Here is a 25,694-nt window from a genome sequence, read left to right on the forward strand (position 1 = left end):
CAACCGTGACGATGCCGACATCACTGTGATCCTGCAATTGCGCGGCGACTACAGCGAGATCGTTCGTAGCGAGTGACGCAACCATTTGATCACCTGTGTTTCATTATGCAGGTGATCATAGAGCCAGTGGCTTCCACCTAAAGCCGAACTTTTCGGCACAACAAAAATCGGTAAAGGGGCTCGAAAAAGCTCTTCGCCGCAAGATGCACCAAGGTCCGCTCTGTGCGGAAAGCCAGCACTCACATCATCTGTGTCCCTAACCATGTTGTCCCAAAACTCCACAAACACAGTGTCCGCAACACAGCACTAGCCAACACAGTGTTCAACACAACGAATCCGCAGTCAAAATAGTCAGCAACACGGCAAAAAGTGTGTTTAAGGTGTGTTTTTGAATTACACAACTTTAGCGCGCATTGCGCTTGGCTAAGTCATTGTTTTATTTGGTAAAAGTGGTGCCCAGGGGCGGAATCGAACCACCGACACGAGGATTTTCAATCCACTGCTCTACCCCTGAGCTACCCGGGCACGGGTGATGCGGTTAATACCGATCTGGGTAGCGGCGTTCTAGGCGAGGGGCGGGGCGGTGTCCAGAGGCTTTTTCGTAAAAAATCAATGTGGCTTCTGTGCCTGCTTTTCCATCTCGTCTAGAAGGTGTTCTGCGTCCTCTGCATCGTTAGAGGGCAGGGCATATCCGCCCCCCAACCACTTCGCGAGGTCGATGTCTGCGCAGCGGCGCGAGCAGAACGGCTTGTAGCGCGTATCTGTCTCATTGGCGCAGATCGGGCAGCTCATGCCAGTCGCCCTGCGAGCAGCTCACTGAGGGGCAGGCGGGCGCGTTTGCGCTGAAGTTCATAGTGCCCAAGAGGGGTAAACCCCGCGAGCACCGTGTCTATTCCGTCTGCTTTGAGCGCAGCCCGCAGCGAAGCTTCAAAGCCACGGCGGTCTTTTTTGGGCATTGGGGCCAAGTCGATTGTGATCTGCCCGCCAAGGCCGCGTAGGCGCAGTTGTTTGGGCAGTTCCTTGGCACAGGCAAAGTTGGCGCGTGTGCCGGCCGCAAAGGAGCCGTCCGCGCCTGTGTTGACATCGACAGCAATCAGGGCGCGTGTCGGTTCAATGGCGAGTGAGGCGCCGCCCGCAAGGCGCACTTCGGGCTCTCTCAGAGCGTCTAATGCCTCAAGAACCCCATGGCTTTCAAAGCTGCCCGCATCAGTCACAACATCGGCGGGTTCGACCCAATCGCGCCACGCCAGAACATGAGGACCGTCGCCTTCGGTCAAGGTTTCGGGCGCGGTTCCCGTATCGCGCACAACTGTCTGCGCCATATCAATCATGGCGCGAAGGTCTTCAGAGATGTCCTCATCGGCAGCCTCTTCACAGGAGGAGCGTAGGATCAGGCCAAAGCCAAGGCCTTCCATCTCTTCCTTGGCAATCATCATCAAAGCGTCACGACGCTCGTCTTCGCGGATCTGGCGTGAGATGTTCAGGCCCGGCGCATCCGGTGTCACAATCGCATAACGCGATTTGAACATGAGCTTGCCAGTGACAGGTAGGGCCTTGCCCTCGTCGGCATAGCCTGTGAGCTGCACAGTCAGCATATCTCCGGGGGCAATGCCTTTGACCTGCTTTAAAAAGGCGTTGCCATCAGGTGTTTCAAGAAACATCCCGCCTTGGCCTTTCTGGGGCTTGGTGGCGCGCGCGCGATAGACTGTGCCGGGGCGAGGGGCGTCCGCATCGATCAAGAGATCATGCAGTTGCCCATCGACCATCAGGGCGGCGGCTTCGCGTGCGCCGAAATGATCGAGAATAATCTGACGTCCCTTCATGAGGTCCTCCAAAGCAGGTAGCCTGCGGCTTGTAACAGCGCGGCAGTTTCGGAAAGCGGCAGGCCGACAACGCCGGTGAACGAGCCTTGTATCCAAGGGATGAGCGCGCCTGCCGGCCCTTGAATAGCATAACCGCCGGCTTTGCCTTGCCAGTCGTTCGTGGCAAGGTAGCCCGCGATTTCGCAGTCAGAAAGCCGTTTCATCTTGACCGTGGTGACAACGTCGCGCTGCCAAAGCTGCTCGCCTGCTTTCACAGCCACAGCCGTGATCACGCGGTGACGCCGCCCCGAAAGCTGGCGCAAGAAGCGTTCGGCTTCTGCAGCATCGTCGGGTTTTCCCAAAATGCGCCGCCCGAGGGCCACGGTGGTATCTGCGCACAGCACGATCTCATCCGCGCTGGCCGTCACAGCCAACGCCTTCTCGCGCGCCATCCGCGCACAATAGGGGCGGGGCAACTCGGCCTTTAGCGGCGTTTCGTCTATGTCGGGCGGGCGAATGTCATCGGCCACAACGCCGATTTGCGCCAGAAGTTCCTTCCGACGCGGGCTGCCTGAGCCGAGGACCAGTTTCATGCTTATTTAAAGCGGTAGTTGATCCGACCTTTCGTCAGATCATACGGTGTCATTTCCACCTGAACTTTGTCGCCAGCCAGAACGCGGATGCGGTTCTTGCGCATCTTGCCTGCCGTATGTGCGATGATCGTATGGCCGTTTTCCAGCTCGACCAGGAATGTCGCATTCGGCAGGAGTTCCTTTACGACACCGGGGAATTCGAGCAGTTCTTCCTTGGCCATGGTCTCTCCTAGAGTTTCGCAAGCCAGTCTTGGCAAGCGCGGCTTAAATGCGCCTATCAGCGCGGTTTTTCAAGGCCTTTCTTAGGCCAGGGCCTCCAGTGTGACATCTGAGGCGCGCGGAGCCTGTTCTTCCCAATGCAACGCATTAAGAACATGGCCGTCGGCGCGGACGTGTGCGATCTTGGCGGTGTCAACGCTGGCATAGGTCCAGCCGGCTTTGTTGAGGTTCCCTTCCGCCAAAACGCCTGTGGGGGGAAAGCCCTGATCCATCGGGGCGAAAACCCCGCCCATGCCTGAGTTGCTCTCGACACCAAAGAGGCGGGGTTCGTTGCCAATCAGGCTCGACATAACCGTGACACATTGCCCCTCAAGCGCGCGTGCCATCGCGCCAATGCGCACCCGCCAATACCCTTCCAGCGCCTCTGTGCAGGAGGGCACGAGAATAATCTCGGCACCGGCCTCAACCAGAGCGCGCCCCAAGAGCGGGAATTCGCTGTCATAACAGATCAAAATACCGATCTTGCCGATCGCCGTCTCAAAAAGCTTCAAGGGGCCGCCGCCCGCGACATTCCAATCCTCACGCTCAAAACGGGTCATGATTTGTTTGTCCTGAAAGCCTGCCGTGCCTGTGGGGCTGAACAGTCCTGCGCGGTTTACGGTGCGGGTGGCTTCCCGCACGGGGGCCGAGGGCGCAAGGATATGCATGGCAAATTCTGCCGCCAAATCAGCAAAGAGTGTGTTCATCTGGGGCTGGCGTTCGCTCACGGCATCAATTGAGCCTTGGATATCGCCCGCCGCAGTCTCCCCTGCCAGTGCTGCCAGTTCCATCGCGCCATACTCCGGAAAAACCACAAGATCGGCGCCGTTTGAGGAGGCTTTCATAACCCAATCACGTTGTTTTTGTGCGTATATCTCCCATGTCGAGCACCAGCTCACAGGGTAGGCGGCAGTCGCAATCTTCATAAGGCAGGCTCCAGAATATAGCTGAGGGTCGGAGCCGTAGCATATGGTCATTGCGCTGATCATGGAAAGAAAAAACCCCCTAAACCGCACGAAATTGACGTTGCACCGCAGCTCTTGCGTGAAAACGCAAAGCCCGACACTATATGTTCATAGAGCGCTCAAAAAATGGGCCAATGGGGAGGAAATGCAACATGAAGTTCGGCACACTGCAAGACAGCAAAGATATGACCAATGAAATGCCGTGGAGTGCACGCGATGTGCCGACCACGGTCTATGAAATGCTGGCGACGACGGCGGCAAAGTTCCCAGATCGCCCCGCGATCAGTTATCAGCTTACATCAGGCGCGACAGACAAGGCAGAAACGCTAAGCTGGAGCGCGTTTCACGAACAGGTCTGTCAGGCAGCCAATCTTTTTCGCAGCCTTGGCATTAATGAGGGCGATGTGGTCGCGCTCGTGCTTCCCAACGCCACAGAAACAGCCGTCGCCCTTCTGGGTGGCATGACCGCAGGGATCGTCAACCCGATCAACCCCCTGCTTGAAGCTGAACAAATCGGCGCAATCCTGCGCGAAACCAAAGCCAAGGTCGTTGTGACCCTGCGCAACTTCCCCAAAACAGATGTGGCACAAAAAACCGCAGAGGCCGTCAAGCACGCCCCTGGCGTGCACACAATCCTAACGGTCGATCTCAACCGCTACCTGACCCCGCCCAAAAGCTGGATCGTGCCACTTGTGCGTCCGAAGATGAACGTCAATCACCATGCAGATGTGAAGAGTTTCAACGCCGAAATCGCCAAGCAACCCAAAACGCTGAGCTTTGAAGACCGAAAAGTGGATAGGGTCGCCGCCTATTTCCACACCGGCGGCACAACAGGGATGCCCAAAGTCGCGCAGCATCTCAATTCCGGCATTGTGTATCAGGGCTGGCTGGGTCACGAACTCTTGTTTGACGAATACGAAAGCGTCATGTGCCCGCTGCCGCTGTTTCACGTCTTTGCCTGCCACGTCATTTTGATGGCGATGGTCAAATCAGGCGCTCATGTTGTCTTCCCCACACCGGCGGGCTACCGCGGCGACGGCGTCTTTGACAACTTCTGGAAGCTGTGTGAGCGCTGGGGCACAACTTTCATCATCACAGTTCCGACGGCTGTCTCTGCGCTGATGCAGCGCCCTGTGGATGCCGATGTGTCCAAGGTCAAAAACGCCTTCTCCGGTTCTGCCCCTATGCCGCTTGAATTGTTCAACCGCTTCACCAGCGCAACAGGCATTCAAATCATTGAAGGTTACGGGCTGACAGAAGCAACAGTTTTGGTCTCCATCAATCCGGTGGATGGGGAAAAACGTGTCGGCTCGGTGGGTATTCCGTTTCCCTATACTGACGTGAAGATCATCGCCCAGAAAGGCGCGGGCCCTGTCGATTGTGCCCCTGACGAAATCGGCGAGATCTGTGTCGCAGGGCCGGGCGTCTATGCGGGCAATACCTACACAGAAGCGGACAAAAACGCCGATCTATACTATCATGAGACATACCTGCGCACAGGCGATCTCGGGCGCATTGATCCTGAGGGCTATATCTGGATCACAGGCCGCGCCAAAGATCTGATCATTCGCGGTGGTCACAACATTGACCCTGCCGAAATCGAAGACGCGCTGCTCGCCCACCAAGATGTTGCTTTTGCGGGGGCAATCGGCCAGCCAGATGCGCATTCTGGCGAGCTGCCCTGCGCTTATGTCGAGTTGGTCGGGGGGGCGAATGTGACAGCCGAAGAGCTCATGGCCCATGCGCAAAAGCATATCCACGAGCGCGCAGCCTTCCCCAAGCACGTTGAGGTGCTCGCCGAGTTGCCCAAGACGGCGGTTGGCAAGGTCTTCAAGCCGGACCTGCGCAAATCGGCGATTACGCGGGTGTATAATGCCGCGCTGGAAGAGGCGGGCGTTGCGGCGCGGGTTGTCTCGGTTGTTGATGACAAAAAGCGTGGGCTTGTGGCCCAGCTTGCGGCCAATGGCGCAACAGATGCAGACGTTGGACAGGTCCTTGGTAGCTTTACGCGCCCTTGGGAATGGGGATCATAAGCCATCAAATCAAGACGCCCAAGCCAAACAGGGTCGCAGGAGAGAGCTTGCGACCCTTATTTTTTTCTTTAAATATGGTTGATGAAGTCAACTGGTTTTCGGGGCCGCCGTCATGACGCAGAAAAAAAATATCCTCTTCATCATGTTTGACCAGCTGCGCTGGGATTATCTGAGCTGCTATGGGCACCCACATTTGCAGACGCCCAATATCGACTGGCTCGCAAGCCAAGGCGTGCGCTTCAACCGAGCCTATATTCAGTCGCCCATTTGCGGCTCCTCACGCATGAGCACCTATACAGGCCGCTATGTACAGAGCCATGGCGCATCTAACAACAAGATCCCCCTCAAGGTCGGCGAGCAGACCTTGGGGGACCACTTGCGCGCCGCTGGGGTCAACAGCTGGCTGATCGGCAAGACGCACATGGAAGCCGATGCCGAGGGCATGGCCCGCCTCGGGCTTGAGCCTGACAGCGTGATTGGGGTGCGCGTGGCTGAGTGCGGCTTTGATGTCTTTGAGCGCGATGACGGGATGAAACCCGAAGGCCCCGATGGCAGCTATGATCCACGCGGCGCACTGGCCTATAATGAGTGGCTGCGCGCCAAAGGGTATGAGAGCGATAACCCGTGGCATGATTTTGCCAATTCTGGACTTGATGAAAACGGCAATGTAATTTCAGGATGGTTTTTAAAGAACTCGGCCTATGCCGCCAATATCGACGAACCCGATAGCGAAACCCCCTATCTCACCAGCCGTGCTATGGAGTTTATCGAGCAGGCTGAAGGCCCTTGGTGCGCACATCTCAGCTATATCAAACCGCATTGGCCCTATATCGTGCCAGAGCCTTATGCCTCGATGTTCGGGCCTGAACATATCCTGCCCGTCGTTCGCTCTGATGCAGAACGCCAACAGGCGCACCCTGTGTTGAAAGCCTTTATGGATACCCCTGTTGGCCAAAGCTTTAGCCGCGATGATGTCCGCGCCGCTGTGATCCCCGCCTATATGGGGCTGATCAAACAGGTCGATGACCAGATGGGCCGGCTGTTTGACTGGCTCAAAGAAACCGGCCGTTGGGACAATACCGTGATCGCGCTGACGTCTGATCATGGCGATTTCTTGGGCGACCACTGGCTGGGCGAGAAGACGTTCTTTTATGAGCAAAGCGTTCGCGTCCCACTCATCATTTATGATCCGAGCCCCGAGGCGGATGCAACCCGTGGCACTGTCTCTGAGGCGCTGGTGGAAAGCATTGATCTGGCCCCGACCTTTCTTGAAATGTCAGGGGGGGAGGCGCTGCCCCATATCCTTGAGGGGGAAAGCCTCCTGCCGCTTCTGTACGGCACCGCGCAGGACAGCACGCGAGACTATGTGATCTGTGAATATGACTACTCCGGCGCGCCCGTGGCCCGCCTCACAGGTGCAAGCGTGACAGAGGCCAATATGTATATGGTCGCTGATAAACGCTATAAACTCATTCACTTTGAAACAGGCGATCGCCCGATGCTGTTTGATCTTGAAGATGACCCAGAAGAATTGAACGATCTCGGCACTAGCTCTGCCCATGCTTCTGTTGTGTCTGCGCTCTATGAAAAACTGCACCAATGGTCCCGTCGCGTCTCACAACGGACCACGATCAGCCACGACAATTTGATCGCTCGCCGCAGTCAGCGTAGCACTAAAGGTATTGTGATCGGCGTGGCAGAAGAGGGCGATATGGACGCAGACCTGACACTCAAATATCGCGGGCAGACCGCAATACCATGGCAGAAGATAAAGGGGGCCTAGCCTTTTTTCTTTCCAAAAATATCCTGGGGGTCTGGGGGCGAAGCCCCCAGTTGGTCGGATTTTCGAAGCAAATTCGAAGCAGGAATTTCGCCACGCTTGCGCGTGTCGACGAGCTGGGGGGCTTTGCCCCCCAGACCCCCCAGGATATTTAGAGAAAGAGGAAAACCAGCCAGCTTAGCCAAGCAGGCGTCTTGCAATCACCTGAGCCTGAATTTCTGCCGCGCCTTCAAAGATATTGAGAATGCGCGCATCACAGAGAATACGGCTGATCTGGTATTCGAGCGCAAAGCCGTTGCCGCCATGAATTTGAAGGGCATTGTCCGCCGCCGCCCAAGCCACGCGTGCGCCAAGTAGTTTTGCCATGCCTGCCTCGAGATCGCAGCGGCGATCGTTGTCTTTTTCCCACGCTGAATAATAGGTCAGCTGTCGCGCGACCATGATTTCAACAGCCATCATTGCAAGCTTGCTGGCCACGCGGGGAAATTGGATCAGCGCCTTACCAAATTGCTTGCGGTCTTCAGCATATTGTAAGCCGACATCGAGCGCGGATTGCGCCACACCGACGGCGCGCGCGGCTGTTTGAATGCGTGCGGCCTCAAATGTCTGCATCAATTGCTTGAAGCCTTGGCCCTCTTCGGAGCCCAAGAGGTTTGCGCCCTTCACTTTGAAGCCGTCAAACGCCAGCTCGTATTCTTTCATACCGCGGTAGCCCAGCACTTCAATCTCGCCGCCTGTCATGCCCTCGGTGGGGAAGGGGGCTTCGTCGGTTCCAGGTGTTTTTTCGGCCAAAAACATCGACAGGCCCTTGTGATCGGTGCTGTCAGGGTTTGTGCGCGCCAGAAGCGTCATGACGTGTGTGCGGGCCGCATGGGTGATCCATGTCTTGTTGCCGGTGATCTCATAGTCGCCCGCATCGGTCTTGACTGCCCGTGTGCGCAGAGCGCCGAGGTCGGAGCCGGTGTTTGGCTCGGTAAAGACCGCTGTTGGCAGTATTTCGGCACTTGCAAGCTTGGGCAGCCATTGCTCTTTTTGCTCCTGCGTTCCACCTGCGAGGATCAACTCAGCCGCAATCTCGGAGCGTGTGCCAAGCGAGCCCACGCCGATATAACCGCGCGACAGCTCTTCAGACACAACCACCATCGCAGCCTTGGTGAGGCCAAAGCCGCCGAATTCTTCAGGGATTGTAAGGCCGAAAACGCCCATCTCGGCAAGCTCTTCGATCACCTCTAGCGGGATCAGTTCGTCCTTGAGGTGCCATTCATGTGCAAAGGGAGCAACTTTATCCACTGCATAGCGGCGGAATTGCTCGCGGATCATCTCAAGCTCGTCCTCAAGGCCGGTCTTGCCGAAGGTGATTTCGGCCTTGCCCTCTTGCATCAAAGCGACAAGCGCCATCCGCGCGTCCTGTGTGTTGCCTTTGCTCATCAGGGTTTGGATTTCATCGCATTGAAAGCCTGAGAGGGCGTCCCAGCCAAGGCCCATGTCCTGAAGCTTGAGGATTTCGCCTTGGTTCATCGGGATGCCGCCTGCGATCTGGTGCAGGTATTCGCCAAAGGCGATCTGGTGAATGAGGCCTTCCATCGGGCCAAACTGGCCTTTGGCTTCTAGGCCCTCGGCCCATTTCTGCATCTGGCGCAGGCTTTCAACATATGTGGCAAGCCAAGCCAGCCCGTGGCCAGCGGTTTGGTTCTCTTCCAGAAGCTGTGCCGATACACGACCGTCGGCACTCACATCCGCTCGAACGCGTGAGACGGCCAGCTCCAAAATCGCCTCGGCAGGGGCCACAGCCGCGCCTGTCAAAGTCAGCAAATTTGGGAGAAGCGTATCTTGTGCCATTGTCATATGTCCGTCCATGAGTGAATCAGCCTTCTTGTCGGGTTAATTGTGTCTATCTATTATGCAGGTGCAGCGCAATATTGCTACGTGCGGGTGCGGCAAAGTGATCAAAAATTACGCGTGTATTTTGAAAACTTGAGGCGTAAGACCGCTAAATGGATATATTTTTCTCAGGCCTCACGCCCGCTCTTTTCAGTCTCGCGCTCAGTGTGACACTTCTCGCGGGTGTCGTCAAAGGCATGGTTGGTTTCGCGATGCCGATGATCATGATCTCGGGGCTTTCAAGCTTTCTCGCCCCCGAGCTGGCGCTTGCTGCGCTGATCTTGCCCACAGTAGCTACCAACCTTCAGCAAGCCTTTCGCCATGGTGCAGGCGAGGTCTGGGGCGCGATCAAACGCTTCAAGATATTTCTTCTGGTGGGTGGGATGTTCCTTTTGGGCTTCGCCCAGCTTGTCAGTGTTATCCCCTCCCATCTCATGCTCTTGTCCATCGGGGTCATTGTGAGCCTCTTTACAGGGCTTCAACTCTTGGGCTGGTCGCCGAGCTTTCACCATGCGCCCAAGCGCTTTGAAGCTTTCTTTGGCGGGGTCGCTGGGGCCATTGGCGGCCTGTCAGGGATATGGGGGCCGCCCACCGTCATGTATCTCACTGCGCTTGATGTGGCCAAGAAAGAGAGCCTTCGCATTCAAGGGATCATTTATGGCCTTGGCGCAATGCTTTTGGTTGTGTCCCATATCGGCTCAGGCGTGCTCAATGCCAAAACACTGCCCTTTTCCATGGCCATGCTTGTGCCTGCACTTCTCGGGCTGCAAATCGGGTTTCGGCTTCATGATCGCATCGATCAGAAAAATTTCAAACGCCTCACGCAAATTGTGCTCTTTGTGGCGGGTCTCAATCTGGTTCGCAAAGGCCTGATGGGCCTCTGAAGCAAAAACGGCGCCTCAAAAAAAGCGCCGCTCTTAAAGTCTGTAGGGCAGGGGAGCCCCTGTCGCGCGCCTAGCCGATCGCGGCTGCTTTCACGTCTTCGTCGATAAACGGAAGGTATTGTTTGAAGTTTTCGGCAAACATCTCAACCAGCTTTTCCGCCTGCGCGTCATAGGCCGTGCCGTCCGCCCAAGTGCTGCGTGGGTCGAGCAGAGCGGCGTCAACGCCCTTGACGGTCACAGGCACATCAAATCCGAAGTTCTGATCCTTGCGGAAGGTTGCGTCATTGAGCGAGCCGTCAAGCGCCGCCGTCAACAGAGCGCGCGTCGCTTTGATTGGCATACGTGAGCCTGCGCCATAGGCCCCACCGGTCCAGCCGGTGTTTACAAGCCAGCAGGTTGCACCATGCGTTGCGATCTTGTCGCGCAGAAGGTTACCGTAGGCCTCGGGGCGGCGCGGCATAAATGGCGCGCCAAAGCAGGTCGAGAATGTGGGTTCCGGCTCGGTGACGCCGCGCTCTGTGCCCGCAACCTTTGAAGTAAAGCCTGACAGGAAGTGATACATTGCCTGTGCGGGCGTGAGGCGCGCAATGGGAGGGAGAACGCCAAAGGCGTCACAAGTCAGCATGATGACATTCTTGGGGTGACCGCCAAGGGCTGTATCAGAGGCGTTCGAGATATACTCCAGCGGATAAGCGCAGCGCATATTTGCAGTCAGACTATCGTCATCAAAATCAAGTTCTTTGGTCTCTTCGTCAAAAACCATATTCTCGATGACTGTGCCAAACTTCTGCGTGGTCGCATAGATTTCTGGCTCGGCTTCGGCATTGAGGTTGATGGTTTTGGCGTAGCAACCGCCTTCAAAGTTGAAGGTGCCCTTGTCTGACCAGCCGTGCTCGTCATCGCCAATGAGCGTGCGCGCAGGGTCTGCCGAAAGTGTGGTTTTGCCCGTGCCCGACAGGCCAAAGAAGACGGCGGTGTCGACAGGGTTGCCTGTGGCGTGGTTGGCCGAACAATGCATCGGCATGACGCCTTTTTCGGGCAGGAGATAGTTCAGCAGGGTGAAAACCGACTTCTTGTTCTCGCCCGCATATTCTGTGCCGCCAATCAGGATCATCTTGCGATCAAAGTTCATCGCAATAACAGTCTCGCTGCGGCAGTTGTGCTTGGCTGGGTCGGCTTGGAAGCTCGGGCAGTTGATCACAGTAAAGTCTGCAATAAAGCTGTTGAGCGCCTCGCGCTCGGGGCGGCGCAGCAAGTGGCGGATAAAGAGATTGTGCCAAGCCAGCTCTGTGACCATGCGCACGTTGATGGCCAGTGCCGGATCGGCCCCACCGACCAGATCCTGCACATAATAGTCGCGGCCCTTCATATGCGCGATCATGTCTTCATAGAGCGCATCAAAGCCCTCGGGGCTCATCTCGGCGTTGTTCTCCCACCAGATCGTGTCGGCCACAGAGGCGGTCTTGACCACGTGCTTGTCTTTGGGCGAGCGGCCTGTGAACTTGCCTGTGGTGACAAGGAACGTGCCGCCTTGGCCCAATGTGCCTTCGCCCGCCTTGAGCGCAGCCTCAACAAGTGCAGGCTCCATCAGGTTGTAGTAAACAGCGCCAAGCCCTGTGATACCTTGATCGTCGAGGGTGAATTTGGGGTTTACGCGTCCTGAGGTCATGCGGAATGCTCCTTCGCCAGTTTCGGCAGTTCTTGTCAATGAGCCTCGCCCGTCAACGGGGCCAAACTTGGGTTGCTCATAACATGACGGTTTTGTGTCGCAACAGGCGCAACGCCGCAGTTAGCGCAATCAACACACATTTAGCGCAACCAGTGGCTTTATCTCGGTCGCCTGAAAGGGGGCTGAAGCAGAAAGTGAGGCAATTTAGCCATTTCTCAGGACTTTGTGAGGCAAAATCGACTCACACGGCAAACTGATTCGCTTCAAGGGATTGATCAAAAGCCCAAAAAAGGCAATGGTGGATGAAAAATTGTGGCAGTAATGAGTAGTATAAGGAAGAGTGAAATGTCCAAGATCGCCCTTGTGGACGACGACAGGAATATTCTGACATCCGTAGCAATGTGTCTTGAAGCCGAGGGCTTTGAGGTCGAGACCTATCATGATGGTCAGCAAGCGCTGGACGCGTTTAACAAAAAACTCCCCGACATGGCCGTGCTTGATATCAAGATGCCTCGTATGGATGGAATGGACCTGCTTCAGCGCCTGCGTCAGAAAACGACCATGCCTGTCATTTTTCTAACCTCCAAAGATGATGAGATTGACGAGGTGCTCGGCCTGCGCATGGGCGCTGACGACTACGTCAAAAAACCGTTTTCTCAGCGCCTTCTGGTGGAGCGCATTCGCGCGCTCTTGCGCCGTCAGGACGCGATCGCAGGTGAAGTGATTCCCGAAACAGAAGACACCAAGGTTATGGACCGCGGTGATCTCAAGATGGACCCGCTGCGCCATGCTGTGGCTTGGAAGGGCAAAGACGTATCCCTGACCGTGACCGAGTTTTTGCTGTTGCAGGCCCTCGCGCAGCGCCCCGGTTTTGTGAAAAGTCGCGATCAGCTGATGGATGTGGCCTATGATGATCAGGTCTATGTCGATGATCGCACAATCGACAGCCATATCAAACGCCTGCGCAAGAAAATGCGCTCTGTTGATGACACATTCTCGGCAATCGAGACCCTGTATGGCATCGGTTATCGGTATAACGAAGAGTAAGAGCCGCAGGGAACGGGGCCAAGAGGATGGCGGTGCGGGACATGGCACCAGAACGAAACGGTGATGTGGTGTTGGGGGATGATTTTGTCGCCCCTCACAACACGGTTGATGAGAATATCCGCGCGCGCCGCGAGCGCCGTGGTTTCTTTTCGTTGCGGCGCTCGCCCTTGGCGCGCAAGATCATCACCTTCAATCTTATCGCCATGTCGCTCTTGCTGGCCGGTATCCTCTATCTCAACTCCTCGCGGGACGGCTTGGCGCTTCAGCGGGCCAAGGGCCTGATCAGTGAAGCCGAGCTTGTCGCCGATGTGATCGAGGCCCAAATGCCTCTGGGCGCGCCCGTCAATCTCGCCACAGGCGACGGGGTCGACCCTGAGGCCGCCCTGCAAGGGCTTGATCTGCGCGAAGGTCTTGAGGTTTTGCTCTTTGACCGCGCTGAAACGCTGGTCGCCCGTATGAAAGGCCGCGGCCTCAGCGCCGATCTGGAAAGCGTGAATGACACCCCTGCTAAAACCTACCTGACCGATGGTCTCAATGCGCTCTGGTCGTTTGTGTCTGCCCCTGTTGGTGGCGGAAAGGCCGAAAAGCCGCCTCTTGAGATCATGGCACGCAGTATTGTCGTTGCAGCAATGGGCGGACAATCCCAAATCAACAATGCCCTTGATACAGGCGGCAGCTTCACAGTCGCGACGCCCGTGCGCCAAGGGCAGGATGTGGTCGGCGTGGTTGTCCTTGCCTCCACCTCGGGCGAAATCGACTACCTCGTGCGGCTTGAGCGGGAGCGTGTGCTCCAGATGTTTCTGGTCGGTGTGATTGTCTCAACCGGACTGAGCCTTGTCCTCGCCTCGACCATAGCCAACCCTCTGAGTGATCTTGCGGCCTCCGCCGAGCTTGGCCGCGACCGTGACAGCCGCAATGTCGCCCCGGGACGTATCCGTATCCCTGATCTGACGGCGCGCCCCGATGAAATCGGTCGCCTGTCGGGGGCTCTGCGCGGCATGGTCTCGGCGCTGTATGATCGGATCGACGCAAACGAACAATTCGCCGCCGATGTCGCCCATGAGATCAAAAACCCGCTGGCCTCTCTGCGCTCGGCTGTCGGGACTCTGCGGGTCGCCAAGCGCGATGACCAGCGCGACAAGCTGCTTAGCGTGATCGACCATGACGTGCGCCGCCTTGATCGTCTCGTCAGTGATATCTCAAATGCCTCTCGGCTTGATTCAGAGCTTGTCAAAGAAGAGCAAGAAGAGTTTGATCTGCTCAAGATGCTTGATAACCTCTGCCAGTTCCTCAGCGAAGATGCCAAATCCAAAGGCATCGACTTTATCACAGACCTGCCCAAGCAGCCTATTCTGCTCAGCGGTCTTGAGGCCCGTGTCGCACAGGTCTTTGTCAATCTGATCAGTAATGCTGTTTCCTTCTGCGAAGATGGCGACGCCATTCGCGTTTGGGCGCGACAGCGCGAAAACCGTGTGCTGGTCGTTGTCGAAGACACAGGGCCAGGGATCCCTGAGGAAGCGCTCACCAAAATTTTCAAGCGGTTTTATTCCGAGCGCCCCGAACAACAGTTCGGCAACAACTCAGGCCTTGGGCTTGCGATTTCAAAGCAGATCGTCGAAGCCCATGACGGGGTGATCTGGGCTGAAAATATCCGCCCGACCGATGCCGACGTCACCTCCGAACCCCTTGGCGCACGCTTTGTCGTCGGCCTGCCTGTCTGAGCGCATGAGCCAACCGCACCCCCCGTTGCCCCCGTGCGAAACACTCACAGTGCACGCCAGCACGGTCGCTTATGAGGGCCGCGCTGTTCTGATTACGGGGGCGTCAGGCACAGGCAAATCTGGCCTGGCCCTACAGCTCATGGCGCTGGGCGCCGAGCTGGTTTCTGATGACTGCACGATCCTGACCCGCGACGGCGAAAGCCTGATTGCCTCCGCGCCCGAGGCCATTCAGGGCCAGATCGAGGCGCGCTTTGTCGGAATTCTAAAAGCCCCCGCCGCTGCGCCAACAGCCCTTGCTCTTCTCGTCAATCTTGACACAATAGAATCCGAAAGACTGCCGCCCCTGCGCACCGAACCGCTGATGGGTATTTTGTTTCCGAGTGTTCACAAATCCGAGGGGAGCCATTTTCCCGCCGCGATTTTGCAATATCTTAAGCAGGGGCGCATTGCCTGACAGCCTTGAAAGGGGCTCCGCGTGGAAGCGACGCAAAAAAAACTTATCCTCGTCACAGGCCCTTCAGGGGCAGGGCGCAGCACTGCGATCAATGTGCTTGAGGATCTGGGCTATGAAGCCATAGACAACCTCCCCCTGAGTTTGATCGGGCGTTTGCTCGATGGTCCGCCGCTCACCCGCCCGCTGGCCCTCGGGCTGGATGTGCGCAACCGTGACTTTTCGGCTGCGGCGCTGCTTGACGCGCTTGAAGAGGCCATTGCGCTGCATGGCTTTGACGCCGAGCTTCTCTATCTGGACTGTTCCGAAGACATCCTTCTGCGCCGCTATTCCGAGACCCGCCGCCGCCATCCCCTCGCGCCAAGCGAAGACCCTGCCATTGGCATCAGCCGCGAGACAGATATGCTCGCGGCCGTGCGCAGCCGCGCCGATATCCTGATCAATACCTCCGAGTTTTCCCCGCATGATTTGCGCAACGAGCTTGGCCGCCTTTTTGGCGGTGAGGAGGGGCTGCATCTTTCCGTTCTGATCCAGTCGTTTTCCTATAAACGCGGCTTGCCAAGAGGGGCTGATATGGTCCTCGACACCCGTTTTCTGCGCAACCCCCATTGGGATATGGCCCTGCGCGGTGCAGATGGACGAGAGGGCACTGTGCAAGCCTATGTGCAAGCCGATCCGCGGTTTGACAGTTTTTTAGAGCGGATCAGGGGCCTTGCCCTCGAGCTTCTGCCCGCCTACCGCGCGGAGGGCAAAACCCATTTCGCCCTTGCATTCGGCTGCACAGGCGGGCGTCACAGATCGGTTACCCTAGCGGAAAGATTGGCGAAAGAGCTTGCAGAGCAAGGCTGGCAAGTGTCAATTAGACACCGCGAACTGGAGCGAACAGCGCATGGCATGAAGCTGCCCGACGCGCCGCCAAAAGAGGAAAAAAACGCGTGATCGGGATTGTGATAGTCGCACATGGCGGATTGGCTGCGGAGTATCTTGCGGCTGTCGAGCACGTCGTGGGCCGCCAACAGGGCGTGCAGGCCGTGACGATAGAAGCCGATTGCGACCGCGCTGGCAAAGAAATCGAAATTTGCGCTGCGGCGGATAGTGTCGATCAGGGCCAAGGCGTTGTGGTTGTCACTGATATGTTCGGCGGCTCGCCCTCCAACCTCTCGCTGATGGCCTGTCGCTGCGACAATCGTCGCATTCTCTACGGCGCCAACCTGCCCATGCTCGTAAAACTTGCAAAATCACGCCATAAATCCGTGCCAGATGCCGTGCGCCTCGCACTTGATGCAGGGCGCAAATACATAGACAGTCAACAAATTACATAAGCTCAAATATATAAGGAGCACGTAGATGTCGGGGACACATCAAAAGCGACTGGAAATCATCAATGAAAAGGGCCTTCACGCCCGCGCGTCTGCCAAGCTCGTCGAAGTGGTCGAAGGCTTTGATGCCCGTGCCGAAGTTTCAAAAGATGGCATGAGCGCCAGCGGCGATAGCATTATGGGACTTTTGATGTTGGCAGCCGCGCGCGGAAGCTCTATTGACGTCGAGACTTCAGGCCCTGATGCCGAGGCTCTTGCGACTGCGCTGGAAGCCTTGGTGGCAGATCGCTTCGGAGAAGATATGTAGGCGCAAACGCGCAAGAAAGCCCGGGGCGAGCATTGGTAGAGCACACGCAAAACAAACCGATTGTGACCGAAGAGGGCGTGGTGACAAACACCTACGACCGCCGCTCGCTCACCTATGCCAACTCTTTTGACAGCCCCGCCAAGGCTTTGATCATTAAGACAATCGAATGGTTCACTGGCAAGTTGACGATCCTGCGGCTTGTTCGCAAATTCGAGCGTCAAGGCCCGCCCACAGGCCAAGCCTTCTGGCCCGCTGTGCTCAAAGTCATGGGCATTGAGCTTAAAACGCCACAGTCACAACTGGATCGTATTCCCACAGACGGCCCCGTTGTCGTTGTCGCCAATCACCCGCACGGCCTCGTGGACGGGATGATCTTTGCCGATCTTGTTGGCCGCGTGCGCAATGATTACCGCATTCTCACGCGCGCTCTGCTCACAGGGATTGATGAGGCCGCGACCGAATATATGATCCCTGTGCCGTTTCCCTATGAGGATGATGCGCAGAAAAAGTTTGTCGAAATGCGCGCGCGCGCTATGGCGCACCTCAAGCAAGGCGGTCTTGTCGCGCTGTTTCCGTCAGGCGTCGTGGCCTCCTCCGATACAGCCTTTGGCCCCGTCATCGAGCGCGAATGGAACGTCTTCACAGCCCAGATGATCCGCCGCTCTGGCGCGCGCGTCGTTCCGATATTCTACCCTGGCTCCAATTCGCGCCTCTACCAGATCGCCAATCGCATTTCCGCCACCCTGCGCCAGGGCCTCTTGCTCCACGAAGTCGTTCACGCTTGCAACAAAAACCAAGCACCCGTCGTGGGCGAGCCGCTCACTGACGCGCAAATGGAACTTCTAGAGAAAGACCCGCGCGGCTTTATGAGCTGGCTGCGCGAGCACACGCTGTCTCTGAAAGACTAAGACCCCATAAAAAAGGCCCGCCAAATCAGCGGGCCTTCTTCATTCCGTAGGATTTGCCCTATGGGCGCACCTCTTAAAGCTTTTCCATCAACTCAGGCACAGCGGTAAACAGATCCGCGACGAGGCCGTAGTCTGCGACTTGGAAGATAGGCGCTTCTTCGTCTTTGTTGATCGCCACGATGATCTTGCTGTCTTTCATGCCCGCGAGGTGCTGGATCGCTCCAGAAATCCCCACAGCCACGTAAAGCTCAGGCGCAACAACCTTGCCCGTCTGGCCCACTTGCCAGTCGTTCGGCGCATAGCCAGAGTCCACAGCTGCGCGCGAGGCGCCAACAGCGGCGCCGAGCTTGTCGGCGAGCTGTTCAATCATCTTGAAGTCATCCAGCGAGCCGACACCACGGCCACCAGAGACAACAACGCCAGCCGAGGTCAGCTCGGGGCGATCAGAGGCCGCGACCTTGTCTTCAACCCATGAGGAAAGCGCAGGGTCTGCAACGGCCGCGATGGTTTCAACGCTTGCCGAGCCACCTGTCTCCGCCGCATCAAAGGTTGATGTGCGGAAGGTGATGACTTTTTTGGCGTCTGAGGATTTCACCGTCTGGATCGCGTTGCCCGCATAAATTGGCCGCTCGAATGTGTCGCCGTCCACAACGCCTGACGCGTCAGAGATCACCATCACATCCAGAAGCGCCGCAACCCGTGGCATCACGTTCTTGGCGTCTGTTGTCGCTGGCGCAACGATATGCTCGTAATCGCCTGCAAGGCTGACGATCAGCGCTGCCGTTGGCTCCGCAAGGCGGTGGCCGAGACTCGCATCTTCGGCCACGAGCACGCGGCTCACGCCTTTGATGGTCGCCGCTGCCGCGCCCGCTGCCGCAGCAGATGCGCCGCACGCCAGAACCGTGACATCCCCGAGCTTGGCCGCCGCTGTCACAGCTTTGGCCGTTGCGTCCATGGCAAGCTCGCCATTGTTTACTTCTGCGAGAAGAAGAACCGACATTATACTGCCCCCGCTTCTTTGAGTTTCGCCACAAGCTCGTCAACCGAGCCAACAATTTCGCCTGCCTTGCGCGCTTCTGGTTCTGTTGTCGAAACAACAGCCAGACGCGGCGCAACATCGACGCCGTAATCCGCAGCTGTCTTTTCATCCAGCGGCTTCTTCTTGGCTTTCATGATGTTGGGCAAGCTCGCATAGCGCGGCTCGTTGAGGCGCAAATCAACCGTGATGATGGCGGGCATCGTCACATTGATCGTCTGCAAGCCGCCGTCCACTTCGCGCGTAACAACTGCTTTGTCGCCCTGCACGTCAAGCTCGGAAGCAAATGTGCCTTGCGACCAACCGAGAAGCGCCGAAAGCATCTGCCCCGTCGCGTTCATGTCGTTGTCGATCGCCTGCTTGCCCGCAAGCACGATCCCGGGCTGCTCTTCTTCCACGACTTTGGCGAGAATTTTGGCAACAGCGAGCGGCTCGATGTCCTGATGAACATCCTCCGTTGCAACCACAAGGATCGCACGATCCGCACCCATCGCAAGAGCCGTGCGCAGCGTTTCCTGCGCTTGCTTCACACCGATAGACACAGCAATGACTTCGTCCGCTTTGCCAGCTTCCTTGAGGCGAATGGCCTCTTCCACGGCAATCTCGTCGAACGGGTTCATCGACATTTTTACGTTGGCAAGATCAACACCCGATCCATCCGCTTTAACACGAACTTTCACGTTGTAGTCGATCACGCGTTTGACGGGCACAAGCACCTTCATTAGCGGTCACTCCTTTAAGGTTTCATTTGGCCGCTGTCGCGACTCCTTATTCTCCTTGGCCTGAATATCGCCTCGCTTGAGGGCATAACAGGGCAAAATCGTCACGTTTTGTCTCAGAGACGCCGCGTTACGACTTTTTCGGGGCTGATCTTTGCAAAAATATTACGACGCAGGTTTTTTGCGCCGCAGTTCTGTGCAAAACAGCGCGCTTCAAAAAGAAAACGCCCCGCGTCAGCACGGGGCGCTTGGATTGTCAGAAAAATGAAGCTCCGCCGCTCTCAGCGGTTCGCACCCGCCCTTCGGGCCTGGGCTCCGCCCTTCCGGTTGCCGGTGCTTCCACAGGAAGCTCCGCCGCTTTTAGCGGTTCGCGCCCGCCCTTCGGGCCTGGGCTCCGCCCTTCCGGTTGCCGGTGCTTCCACAGGAAGCTCCGCCGCTTTTAGCGGTTCGCGCCCGGAACCCAGAGCACATCGGCTTTGCCGCCGTCGTTGCTGTGGCGCGCCGCAACAAAGAACCAGTCCGACAGGCGGTTGAGGTATTTCACCGCCCATTCGTTGACCTCTTCGGTCGAGGCCAGTTCGGTTGTCTTGCGTTCGGCACGGCGGGACACCGTGCGACAAATATGAAGATGCGCCGCCAATGCCGATCCACCAGGCAAGATAAAGCTGCGCAGCGGCTCGAGATGGGCGTTCATCACGTCAATCTCGGCTTCCAAGCGCTTCACCTGCTCTTCGATCATGCGAAGGGGCGGATATTCGGCCTCATCGTCCTTGTCGATATCAGGTGTGCAAAGGTCAGCGCCAAGATCGAAAAGATCGTTCTGGATGCGCGCCAATGCGGCGTCCATCTCGCCCTCAGCGTGTAAGCGCGCCACGCCGATTGTGGCGTTTAGCTCGTCGGATGTGCCGTATGCGGCCACGCGCGCCGAGTGTTTCGCGACCCGTGAGCCATTGCCCAAAGCCGTGTCACCACGGTCGCCCGTGCGAGTGTAAATTTTGTTTAATACAACCATAATTTTAGCCTCTCTAGCGCAGCCAGACAAAAAGCAGGATCAACGCAACAGCAATAAACTGCGCTCCGATCCGCCAACGCATGATGCGGTTTGCGTGTTTGCGGTTAAACTCTCCGCCCTTGGCAAAGCCGCCAACCCCGATCATCAAAATGATCAGAACAGCCACACAGGCTACAGCCGTCACAAGAAAAAGTGGATCACCAGCCATGACTTGGCCCCCTTTATTAGCTTTCTTCCCATCTAGAGGTTTTTGTTAAAATTACGAGGGCAAATCTGGCGAGGGGGTCAGATTGCCGCTAAAACGTTTCATGTGAGGGTCAGAGAATGACATGAAACCCTCGCACCCTGCGCATCTGTCGCGTGTTCCAGGAAAAGCTGTGTTGCAGATTTTCCTGGAAACGCTTTAACCTCGCGCCATGACACAGCCCTCAGGCCCCCGCGCGGGCGATAACACTGTTCTCGCCATTCTTCTGTGTCTTACGGCACTGCTGTTCTTTGATTTGATGGGCCTCATCATCAAACACCTCTCGCCGCGCTATAGCTCAGCCGAGCTGTCGGCCTATCGCAATGTCTTTGGGCTCGTGCCCAGCCTGATCGCGCTCTATGCCTCGGCGCGCTGGCAGAGCACAGGCAAGCGCTGGAAAATCCGCCAATGGAAGCTCGGCCTTCTGCGTGGGCTGCTTGTGTCGTTTGCACAGCTTATGTTTTACGGCGCGCTTGTCTTCATGCCCTTCGCAACAGCCTCAACCCTGAGTTATGCGTCGGCAATCTTTGCCACAGCCCTCGCTTGGCCGCTCCTCGGCGAGCGAGTCGGCCCGATGCGTTGGCTTGCGGTGCTCATTGGCTTTTTCGGCGTCATCCTCGTGGTCGGGCCAAGCAGCGCGGCCTTTGGCACGGCTGCGCTGTTACCCCTCGGTGCCGCCGCGCTATATGCCACAACAGCCATCACCGCGCGCCTCTTTGACGAGGATGTCGTCACACCGCTGGTGAATGTCTATTCTGCCAGCGCGGCCCTGCTTGGCTCTCTTGTGCTGGTCTTTTTCTGGGGCGGGTTTAGCCCGCTGCAAAGCTATAGAGATCTGGCGTGGATCGCGCTCATGGGCGGCTTTGGCGGGGTCGCTGTGCTGCTCTATGTCATGGCCTACCGCATGACAGAGCAGAGCAATCTCGCCCCCTTCAGCTATTTCGGTATCCCGATGGCCTTCGCCCTCGGTTGGCTCTTTTACAATGAAGCGCCATGGGCCGATCTCTTCCCCGGTGCGCTTCTCATAGCCGCGGGCGGGCTGTTTATCGTCTGGCGCGAGCGCCGTCTCAGCTCTTCGCGATCAGCCAGTCCAGCATCCGTGTCGGCAAAAGCCGCCGCGCCGCCGCCATAAGATAGGTCGGTGTCGTGACAAAATACCTCGGCTTCGGGCGCGGGCTTTCCAAAGCGTGGACGAGCTTTTTGGTGACGGCCGAGGCTGGCAGCTCAAAGCGGTCAGGCCCGTCGCTCGGGGTATAAAGGCGCTTGAGCAAGCTCTCTTCATATTGCGCCCGCCGTGGCGAGGCCTGCCAATTGACGTGCCGCTCAAAGGGCGCGATCGAGTTTTTACGAATGTCCGAGGTGATCGGGCCTGGCTCAACCGTGATAATATGGATCGGCGTGTCGCGCATCTCGATCCGCAGCGTATCGGTGAGGCCTTCCAGCGCAAATTTCGTGCTGGAATAGGCCCCACGCCAGCGCATAGGCACAAGGCCAAGCACGGAAGAGCAGTTGATAATCCGCCCATGCCCCTGCGCACGCATCACAGGGATAATCTTGCAGCTCAACTCGTGGACACCAAAGAGGTTTGTCTCATATATCTCGCGCAAGCCCGCGCGCGGCAAGTCCTCCACAGCGCCCGGCAGCGCAAAAGCACCGTTGTTGTAAAGCGCATCAAGTGTTCCGCCCGTGCGCGCAAGCACGTCGGCCACAGCGGCGTCAATGCTCTCGCTTGAGGCATAATTAAGCACAAAGCTCTCCAGACCTTCGCCTCTGAGCCGCTCACAATCGCTTTCTTTGCGGCAGGTTGCAAAGACACGCCAGCCGCGCAGCTTGAGCCCGTGCGCCGCATCATAGCCAAGCCCCGAGGAGCAGCCGGTGATCAAAATTGTTTTGTTCATATAGCCCGCTTACGTGCCGTGCAGGGGGCTGGCAAGCCTCAGTTCGCCTCTGTCAGAAGGAAGTCGGCCATATAGCCGATCCGCCCCGTCTCGACGACGCGCAGCTTGGTCCAGCCGTTCTCCTCAGAGAGAACACGCACTTTGTCGCCGCGTAGAAGCTGGCCCACAGTGTTGAAATTTGTTCCAGGGCCACGGCGCAGATTGACGCGGTTGCCAGTCACTTCGCGGATGTCGTCTTCCTCAAGATCCGATGCGGCGTTCGCTGTAACATCGATAAGGCTTTCGGCCTTCTCCAGATCAATCACAGGCGTGCGTAGGGTGATTGCGAGCGGTTTTTGCGCGGGCAAAGCGCTTCCGCCAGCGGAGGCCAAAACAAGGGTGGCCTCTCCGCCTGTTATGACGTCAGAGGCAACGGGGGCAGGGGCCTTCGCTTTGGGCTTGGCTTGCAGAAAGGCGAGGCGCTTTTGCTCGGCTGCCTGAGTGCGTTCTGCCGCCACAGACTGGCGTGAGCCGTCTTTTGGCGTGTAATCCGCGCCACCACTCAATTGATAAAAAGCAACAAACAAAAATCCGAACGTAACCAGAATAAAGCGCCACATTTGGCCAAACCCCCTAAACAAACACGATTAACCCATGCCATCACCCTACACGATTCGCGAGAGTAAAGGGGGGAGAATCCGCGTTTGATTTTCCCCGCTTTGTATAAATGCCACGTCAACAGGCATTTTTGGGATTCAATCCGCCTGCGAAAGCCTTTACACACGCCCCATGAGCGATTTGATCGATGATGAAGACACGCCCGAGGTCGAGCACCTAGAGCCGCTGCGCCGCGCCATTGGCGAGCGGTATCTCACCTATGCGCTCTCCACGATCATGCACCGCGCGCTGCCCGATGCCCGTGACGGTCTCAAGCCTGTTCACCGCCGTATCCTTTATGCGATGAGCCGCTTGCGCCTCAGTTCAACAGGCGGTTTTCTCAAGTCTGCAAAGATTTCTGGCGACACAATGGGTGATTTCCACCCGCATGGCGACGCCGCGATCTATGACGCCATGGCCCGCCTCGCACAGGACTTTAACGTGCGCTATCCGCTCGTGGACGGTCAAGGCAACTTCGGCAATATTGACGGCGATAACCCCGCCGCCGCGCGCTATACCGAAGCGCGGATGACCGTCGTCGCCGAATCTATGCTCGAGGGTCTGGCCGAAAACGCGGTCGACTATCGCCCGAATTATGACGGACGCTTGGAAGAGCCTGCGGTTCTGCCTGCGACCTTCCCCAATCTCCTCGCCAACGGCTCCACAGGGATCGCTGTGGGCATGGCAACAAATATCCCGCCGCATAATATCGCCGAACTGGTCGACGCCTGCTTGCATCTGATCAAAACGCCCGATGCGCGCGACGACACTTTGCTTGGCTTCGTGCCTGGCCCCGACTTCCCGACCGGCGGCACAATTGTCGAGCCGCGCGAGAATATTGCCCAAGCCTATCGCACAGGCCGCGGCTCGTTCCGCCTGCGTTCCAAATGGCAGGTCGAAGACCTCGGGCGCGGTCTCTGGCAGATCGTGATCACGGAAATCCCCTATCAGGTCCAGAAATCCAAGCTGATCGAAAAGATCGCCGAGCTGATCCAGCTCAAGAAAATCCCGATCCTCGGCGATGTGCGTGACGAATCTGCTGAAGACATCCGCCTTGTGCTCGAGCCGCGCTCAAAGAACGTCGACCCTGACGTTCTGATGAACATGATGTTCCGCAACTCCGATCTGGAGACGCGCTTCTCGCTCAATATGAACGTGCTGATCGACGGCGTCACGCCCAAGGTCTGCTCGATGAAAGAGGTGCTGCGCGCCTTTCTTGATTTCCGCCGCGAGGTCCTCATCCGCCGCAGTCAGCACCGGATGGAAAAGATTGATGCGCGCCTTGAGGTGCTCGAAGGCTTTATCATTGCCTTCCTCAATCTGGACCGCGTGATTGATATCATCCGCTATGACGAAGAGCCCAAGGCCGCGCTGATGCGCGAAGACTGGGGCCAGACGTTCGTGCGCGCCACAGATGAGCGTGACTATGTGTCGCCCAAGGCTGGCGCGGACGAGGGGCTGACCGAAGCGCAAGCCGATGCGATTCTCAATATGCGCCTGCGCAGCTTGCGCAAACTCGAAGAGATGGAGCTTGTGGCCGAGCGCGACAAGCTCATGGAAGAGCGCGCAGGCCTTGAAGACCTGCTCGACAGCGACAGCCTGCAATGGGCCGCCATTGCCGATCAGCTCAAGCTTGCCAAGAAAACCTTTGGCAAAGACTATGAAGGCGGCACCCGCCGCACGCTCTTTGCCGAGGCAGGCGAAGTCGAAGACGTGCCGCTTGAGGCGATGATCGAGAAAGAACCGATCACAGTGGTCTGCTCCAAAATGGGCTGGATCCGCGCCATGTCGGGCCACATTGATCTCACCCGCGAGCTGAAGTTCAAAGACGGCGATGAAGCCCGCTTTGCCTTCCATGCCGAAACGACCGACAAGATCGTTCTGATGGGCTCCAACGGGCGCTTCTATACGCTCGGCGCGGCCAATCTCCCGGGCGGTCGCGGCATGGGCGAGCCTCTGCGCCTGATGGTCGATCTGCCCAATGAGGTCGAAATCGTCTCGCTCTTTGTGCACCAAAAAGGGCGCAAGCTTGTGCTCGCCTCCTCCGAGGGCAACGGCTTTGTTGTCCCCGAAGACGATGTTCTCGCCCAGACCAAATCAGGCAAGCAAGTGCTCAACGTCAAAGACGATGCCCGCGCCATGATCTGTAAACCGCTCACAGGCGATCATGTCGCCATCGTCAGCCAGAACGGCAAGTTCCTTGTCTTCCCTGCCAGCGAGCTGCCCGAGCTGGGCCGTGGCAAAGGCGTGCGTTTGCAAAAGTATAACATGGCCCGCGGCAAGCAGGGCGCGCTTGAGCTTGATGGCGGCCTCTCTGATCTGACCACATTCACGTGGTCCGAGGGCCTCAGCTGGGCGATGGGTGGCGGTAAAACCCGCACAGAACCCGACCTGTCTGACTGGCTCGGCAAGCGGGCAGGGGTCGGCAAACGCCCACCCTACGGCTTCCCACGTAATATGAAGTTTGACTGAATAAACGCAATATAACTTGCGTGATTAGCCCTATGGCCTTCATAATCTTGGTTAAGCTC

General features: G+C 57.4%; 25 protein-coding genes and 1 tRNA gene. 12 read left to right on the forward strand and 14 right to left on the reverse strand.

What is annotated here, in order from left to right; translation table 11 throughout:
- Window positions 1-450: 450 nt before the first annotated feature.
- The 6 genes from ACTF58_RS11115 to ACTF58_RS11140 all read right to left on the reverse strand — a co-directional run bounded on the left by ACTF58_RS11115 (window position 451) and on the right by ACTF58_RS11140 (window position 3,579).
- A tRNA-Phe gene (locus tag ACTF58_RS11115) sits at window positions 451-525 on the reverse strand.
- 84 nt (window positions 526-609) lie between these two features.
- A complete protein-coding gene (locus ACTF58_RS11120; protein WP_438992047.1) occupies window positions 610-792 on the reverse strand; it encodes a DNA gyrase inhibitor YacG in 183 nt (60 codons plus the stop codon).
- On the reverse strand, window positions 789-1,823 hold the full coding sequence (locus ACTF58_RS11125) for a ribonuclease E/G (RefSeq protein ID WP_438992048.1): 1,035 nt from the start codon (window positions 1,821-1,823) through the stop codon (window positions 789-791). Before ACTF58_RS11125 ends, ACTF58_RS11120 begins: the two co-directional genes overlap by 4 nt.
- Window positions 1,820-2,395 carry a Maf family protein gene (locus ACTF58_RS11130; protein WP_438992049.1) on the reverse strand — a complete coding sequence of 192 codons (576 nt, stop codon included), beginning with the start codon at window positions 2,393-2,395 and terminating at the stop codon, window positions 1,820-1,822. Before ACTF58_RS11130 ends, ACTF58_RS11125 begins: the two co-directional genes overlap by 4 nt.
- 2 nt (window positions 2,396-2,397) lie before the next feature.
- Window positions 2,398-2,616: a translation initiation factor IF-1 gene (infA, locus tag ACTF58_RS11135; RefSeq protein ID WP_008186030.1), complete on the reverse strand. Its 219-nt coding sequence runs from the start codon at window positions 2,614-2,616 to the stop codon at window positions 2,398-2,400.
- Window positions 2,617-2,697: 81 nt separating this feature from the next.
- Window positions 2,698-3,579, reverse strand: coding sequence for a carbon-nitrogen hydrolase family protein (locus ACTF58_RS11140; RefSeq protein ID WP_438992050.1), 882 nt, complete (start codon window positions 3,577-3,579; stop codon window positions 2,698-2,700).
- 191 nt (window positions 3,580-3,770) lie between these two features.
- Here ACTF58_RS11140 and ACTF58_RS11145 point away from each other — a divergent pair, with 191 nt between their 5' ends.
- On the forward strand, window positions 3,771-5,651 hold the full coding sequence (locus ACTF58_RS11145) for an acyl-CoA synthetase (RefSeq protein WP_438992051.1): 1,881 nt from the start codon (window positions 3,771-3,773) through the stop codon (window positions 5,649-5,651).
- A 112-nt stretch (window positions 5,652-5,763) separates the two neighbouring features.
- The gene (locus tag ACTF58_RS11150; RefSeq protein ID WP_438992052.1) at window positions 5,764-7,434 is read left to right on the forward strand and encodes a sulfatase-like hydrolase/transferase; all 1,671 of its coding nucleotides are present in this window, start codon (window positions 5,764-5,766) and stop codon (window positions 7,432-7,434) included.
- A gap of 174 nt (window positions 7,435-7,608) precedes the next feature.
- Here the strand turns inward: ACTF58_RS11150 and ACTF58_RS11155 are convergent, their stop codons facing one another.
- Window positions 7,609-9,276, reverse strand: a complete 1,668-nt coding sequence (locus ACTF58_RS11155; protein ID WP_438992053.1) for an acyl-CoA dehydrogenase family protein — start codon at window positions 9,274-9,276, stop codon at window positions 7,609-7,611.
- Between the two features lie 149 nt (window positions 9,277-9,425).
- Here ACTF58_RS11155 and ACTF58_RS11160 point away from each other — a divergent pair, with 149 nt between their 5' ends.
- A complete protein-coding gene (locus tag ACTF58_RS11160; protein WP_438992054.1) occupies window positions 9,426-10,196 on the forward strand; it encodes a TSUP family transporter in 771 nt (256 codons plus the stop codon).
- 70 nt (window positions 10,197-10,266) lie between these two features.
- Here the strand turns inward: ACTF58_RS11160 and ACTF58_RS11165 are convergent, their stop codons facing one another.
- The gene (locus ACTF58_RS11165; RefSeq protein WP_438992055.1) at window positions 10,267-11,865 is read right to left on the reverse strand and encodes a phosphoenolpyruvate carboxykinase; all 1,599 of its coding nucleotides are present in this window, start codon (window positions 11,863-11,865) and stop codon (window positions 10,267-10,269) included.
- A 345-nt stretch (window positions 11,866-12,210) separates the two neighbouring features.
- Between ACTF58_RS11165 and ACTF58_RS11170 the strand changes: the two genes are divergently transcribed.
- The 7 genes from ACTF58_RS11170 to ACTF58_RS11200 are packed head-to-tail and all read left to right on the forward strand — an operon-like array spanning window position 12,211 to window position 17,618.
- The gene (locus ACTF58_RS11170; RefSeq protein WP_298804175.1) at window positions 12,211-12,912 is read left to right on the forward strand and encodes a response regulator transcription factor; all 702 of its coding nucleotides are present in this window, start codon (window positions 12,211-12,213) and stop codon (window positions 12,910-12,912) included.
- A gap of 41 nt (window positions 12,913-12,953) precedes the next feature.
- Window positions 12,954-14,633, forward strand: a complete 1,680-nt coding sequence (locus ACTF58_RS11175; RefSeq protein ID WP_438992056.1) for a sensor N-terminal transmembrane domain-containing protein — start codon at window positions 12,954-12,956, stop codon at window positions 14,631-14,633.
- A 49-nt stretch (window positions 14,634-14,682) separates the two neighbouring features.
- Window positions 14,683-15,087: an HPr kinase/phosphorylase gene (locus tag ACTF58_RS11180; RefSeq protein ID WP_438992057.1), complete on the forward strand. Its 405-nt coding sequence runs from the start codon at window positions 14,683-14,685 to the stop codon at window positions 15,085-15,087.
- Between the two features lie 21 nt (window positions 15,088-15,108).
- Window positions 15,109-16,023 carry an RNase adapter RapZ gene (gene rapZ, locus ACTF58_RS11185; RefSeq protein WP_438992058.1) on the forward strand — a complete coding sequence of 305 codons (915 nt, stop codon included), beginning with the start codon at window positions 15,109-15,111 and terminating at the stop codon, window positions 16,021-16,023.
- Window positions 16,020-16,406: a PTS sugar transporter subunit IIA gene (locus tag ACTF58_RS11190; RefSeq protein ID WP_438992059.1), complete on the forward strand. Its 387-nt coding sequence runs from the start codon at window positions 16,020-16,022 to the stop codon at window positions 16,404-16,406. The genes rapZ and ACTF58_RS11190 overlap by 4 nt, the downstream gene beginning before the upstream one ends.
- A 25-nt stretch (window positions 16,407-16,431) precedes the next feature.
- Window positions 16,432-16,710: an HPr family phosphocarrier protein gene (locus ACTF58_RS11195; protein ID WP_438992060.1), complete on the forward strand. Its 279-nt coding sequence runs from the start codon at window positions 16,432-16,434 to the stop codon at window positions 16,708-16,710.
- Between the two features lie 32 nt (window positions 16,711-16,742).
- A complete protein-coding gene (locus tag ACTF58_RS11200; RefSeq protein ID WP_438992061.1) occupies window positions 16,743-17,618 on the forward strand; it encodes a lysophospholipid acyltransferase family protein in 876 nt (291 codons plus the stop codon).
- Window positions 17,619-17,691: 73 nt separating this feature from the next.
- Here ACTF58_RS11200 and ACTF58_RS11205 read toward each other — a convergent pair whose 3' ends face one another.
- The 4 genes from ACTF58_RS11205 to ACTF58_RS11220 all read right to left on the reverse strand — a co-directional run bounded on the left by ACTF58_RS11205 (window position 17,692) and on the right by ACTF58_RS11220 (window position 20,593).
- Window positions 17,692-18,618 carry an electron transfer flavoprotein subunit alpha/FixB family protein gene (locus tag ACTF58_RS11205; RefSeq protein WP_438992062.1) on the reverse strand — a complete coding sequence of 309 codons (927 nt, stop codon included), beginning with the start codon at window positions 18,616-18,618 and terminating at the stop codon, window positions 17,692-17,694.
- Window positions 18,618-19,376 (reverse strand): electron transfer flavoprotein subunit beta/FixA family protein, encoded by a 759-nt coding sequence (locus ACTF58_RS11210; protein ID WP_438992063.1) that lies wholly within the window; start codon window positions 19,374-19,376, stop codon window positions 18,618-18,620. Before ACTF58_RS11210 ends, ACTF58_RS11205 begins: the two co-directional genes overlap by 1 nt.
- A gap of 436 nt (window positions 19,377-19,812) precedes the next feature.
- Window positions 19,813-20,385, reverse strand: coding sequence for a cob(I)yrinic acid a,c-diamide adenosyltransferase (locus ACTF58_RS11215; protein WP_438992064.1), 573 nt, complete (start codon window positions 20,383-20,385; stop codon window positions 19,813-19,815).
- 13 nt (window positions 20,386-20,398) lie between these two features.
- Window positions 20,399-20,593 (reverse strand): twin transmembrane helix small protein, encoded by a 195-nt coding sequence (locus ACTF58_RS11220; RefSeq protein WP_438992065.1) that lies wholly within the window; start codon window positions 20,591-20,593, stop codon window positions 20,399-20,401.
- Window positions 20,594-20,801: 208 nt separating this feature from the next.
- Between ACTF58_RS11220 and ACTF58_RS11225 the strand changes: the two genes are divergently transcribed.
- Complete coding sequence (locus ACTF58_RS11225; RefSeq protein ID WP_438992066.1) at window positions 20,802-21,761, forward strand: DMT family transporter; 960 nt, start codon at window positions 20,802-20,804, stop codon at window positions 21,759-21,761.
- Here ACTF58_RS11225 and ACTF58_RS11230 read toward each other — a convergent pair.
- Window positions 21,697-22,527 carry an SDR family NAD(P)-dependent oxidoreductase gene (locus ACTF58_RS11230; RefSeq protein WP_438992067.1) on the reverse strand — a complete coding sequence of 277 codons (831 nt, stop codon included), beginning with the start codon at window positions 22,525-22,527 and terminating at the stop codon, window positions 21,697-21,699. The genes ACTF58_RS11225 and ACTF58_RS11230 overlap by 65 nt on opposite strands.
- A gap of 38 nt (window positions 22,528-22,565) precedes the next feature.
- Window positions 22,566-23,126, reverse strand: coding sequence for an SH3 domain-containing protein (locus ACTF58_RS11235; protein ID WP_438992068.1), 561 nt, complete (start codon window positions 23,124-23,126; stop codon window positions 22,566-22,568).
- Between the two features lie 169 nt (window positions 23,127-23,295).
- Between ACTF58_RS11235 and parC the strand changes: the two genes are divergently transcribed.
- Window positions 23,296-25,635, forward strand: a complete 2,340-nt coding sequence (gene parC, locus ACTF58_RS11240) for a DNA topoisomerase IV subunit A (protein ID WP_438992069.1) — start codon at window positions 23,296-23,298, stop codon at window positions 25,633-25,635.
- The last annotated feature ends 59 nt before the right edge of the window (window positions 25,636-25,694 follow it).

The organism is Lentibacter sp. (assembly GCF_965657785.1).
Lineage (GTDB): Bacteria > Pseudomonadota > Alphaproteobacteria > Rhodobacterales > Rhodobacteraceae > Lentibacter.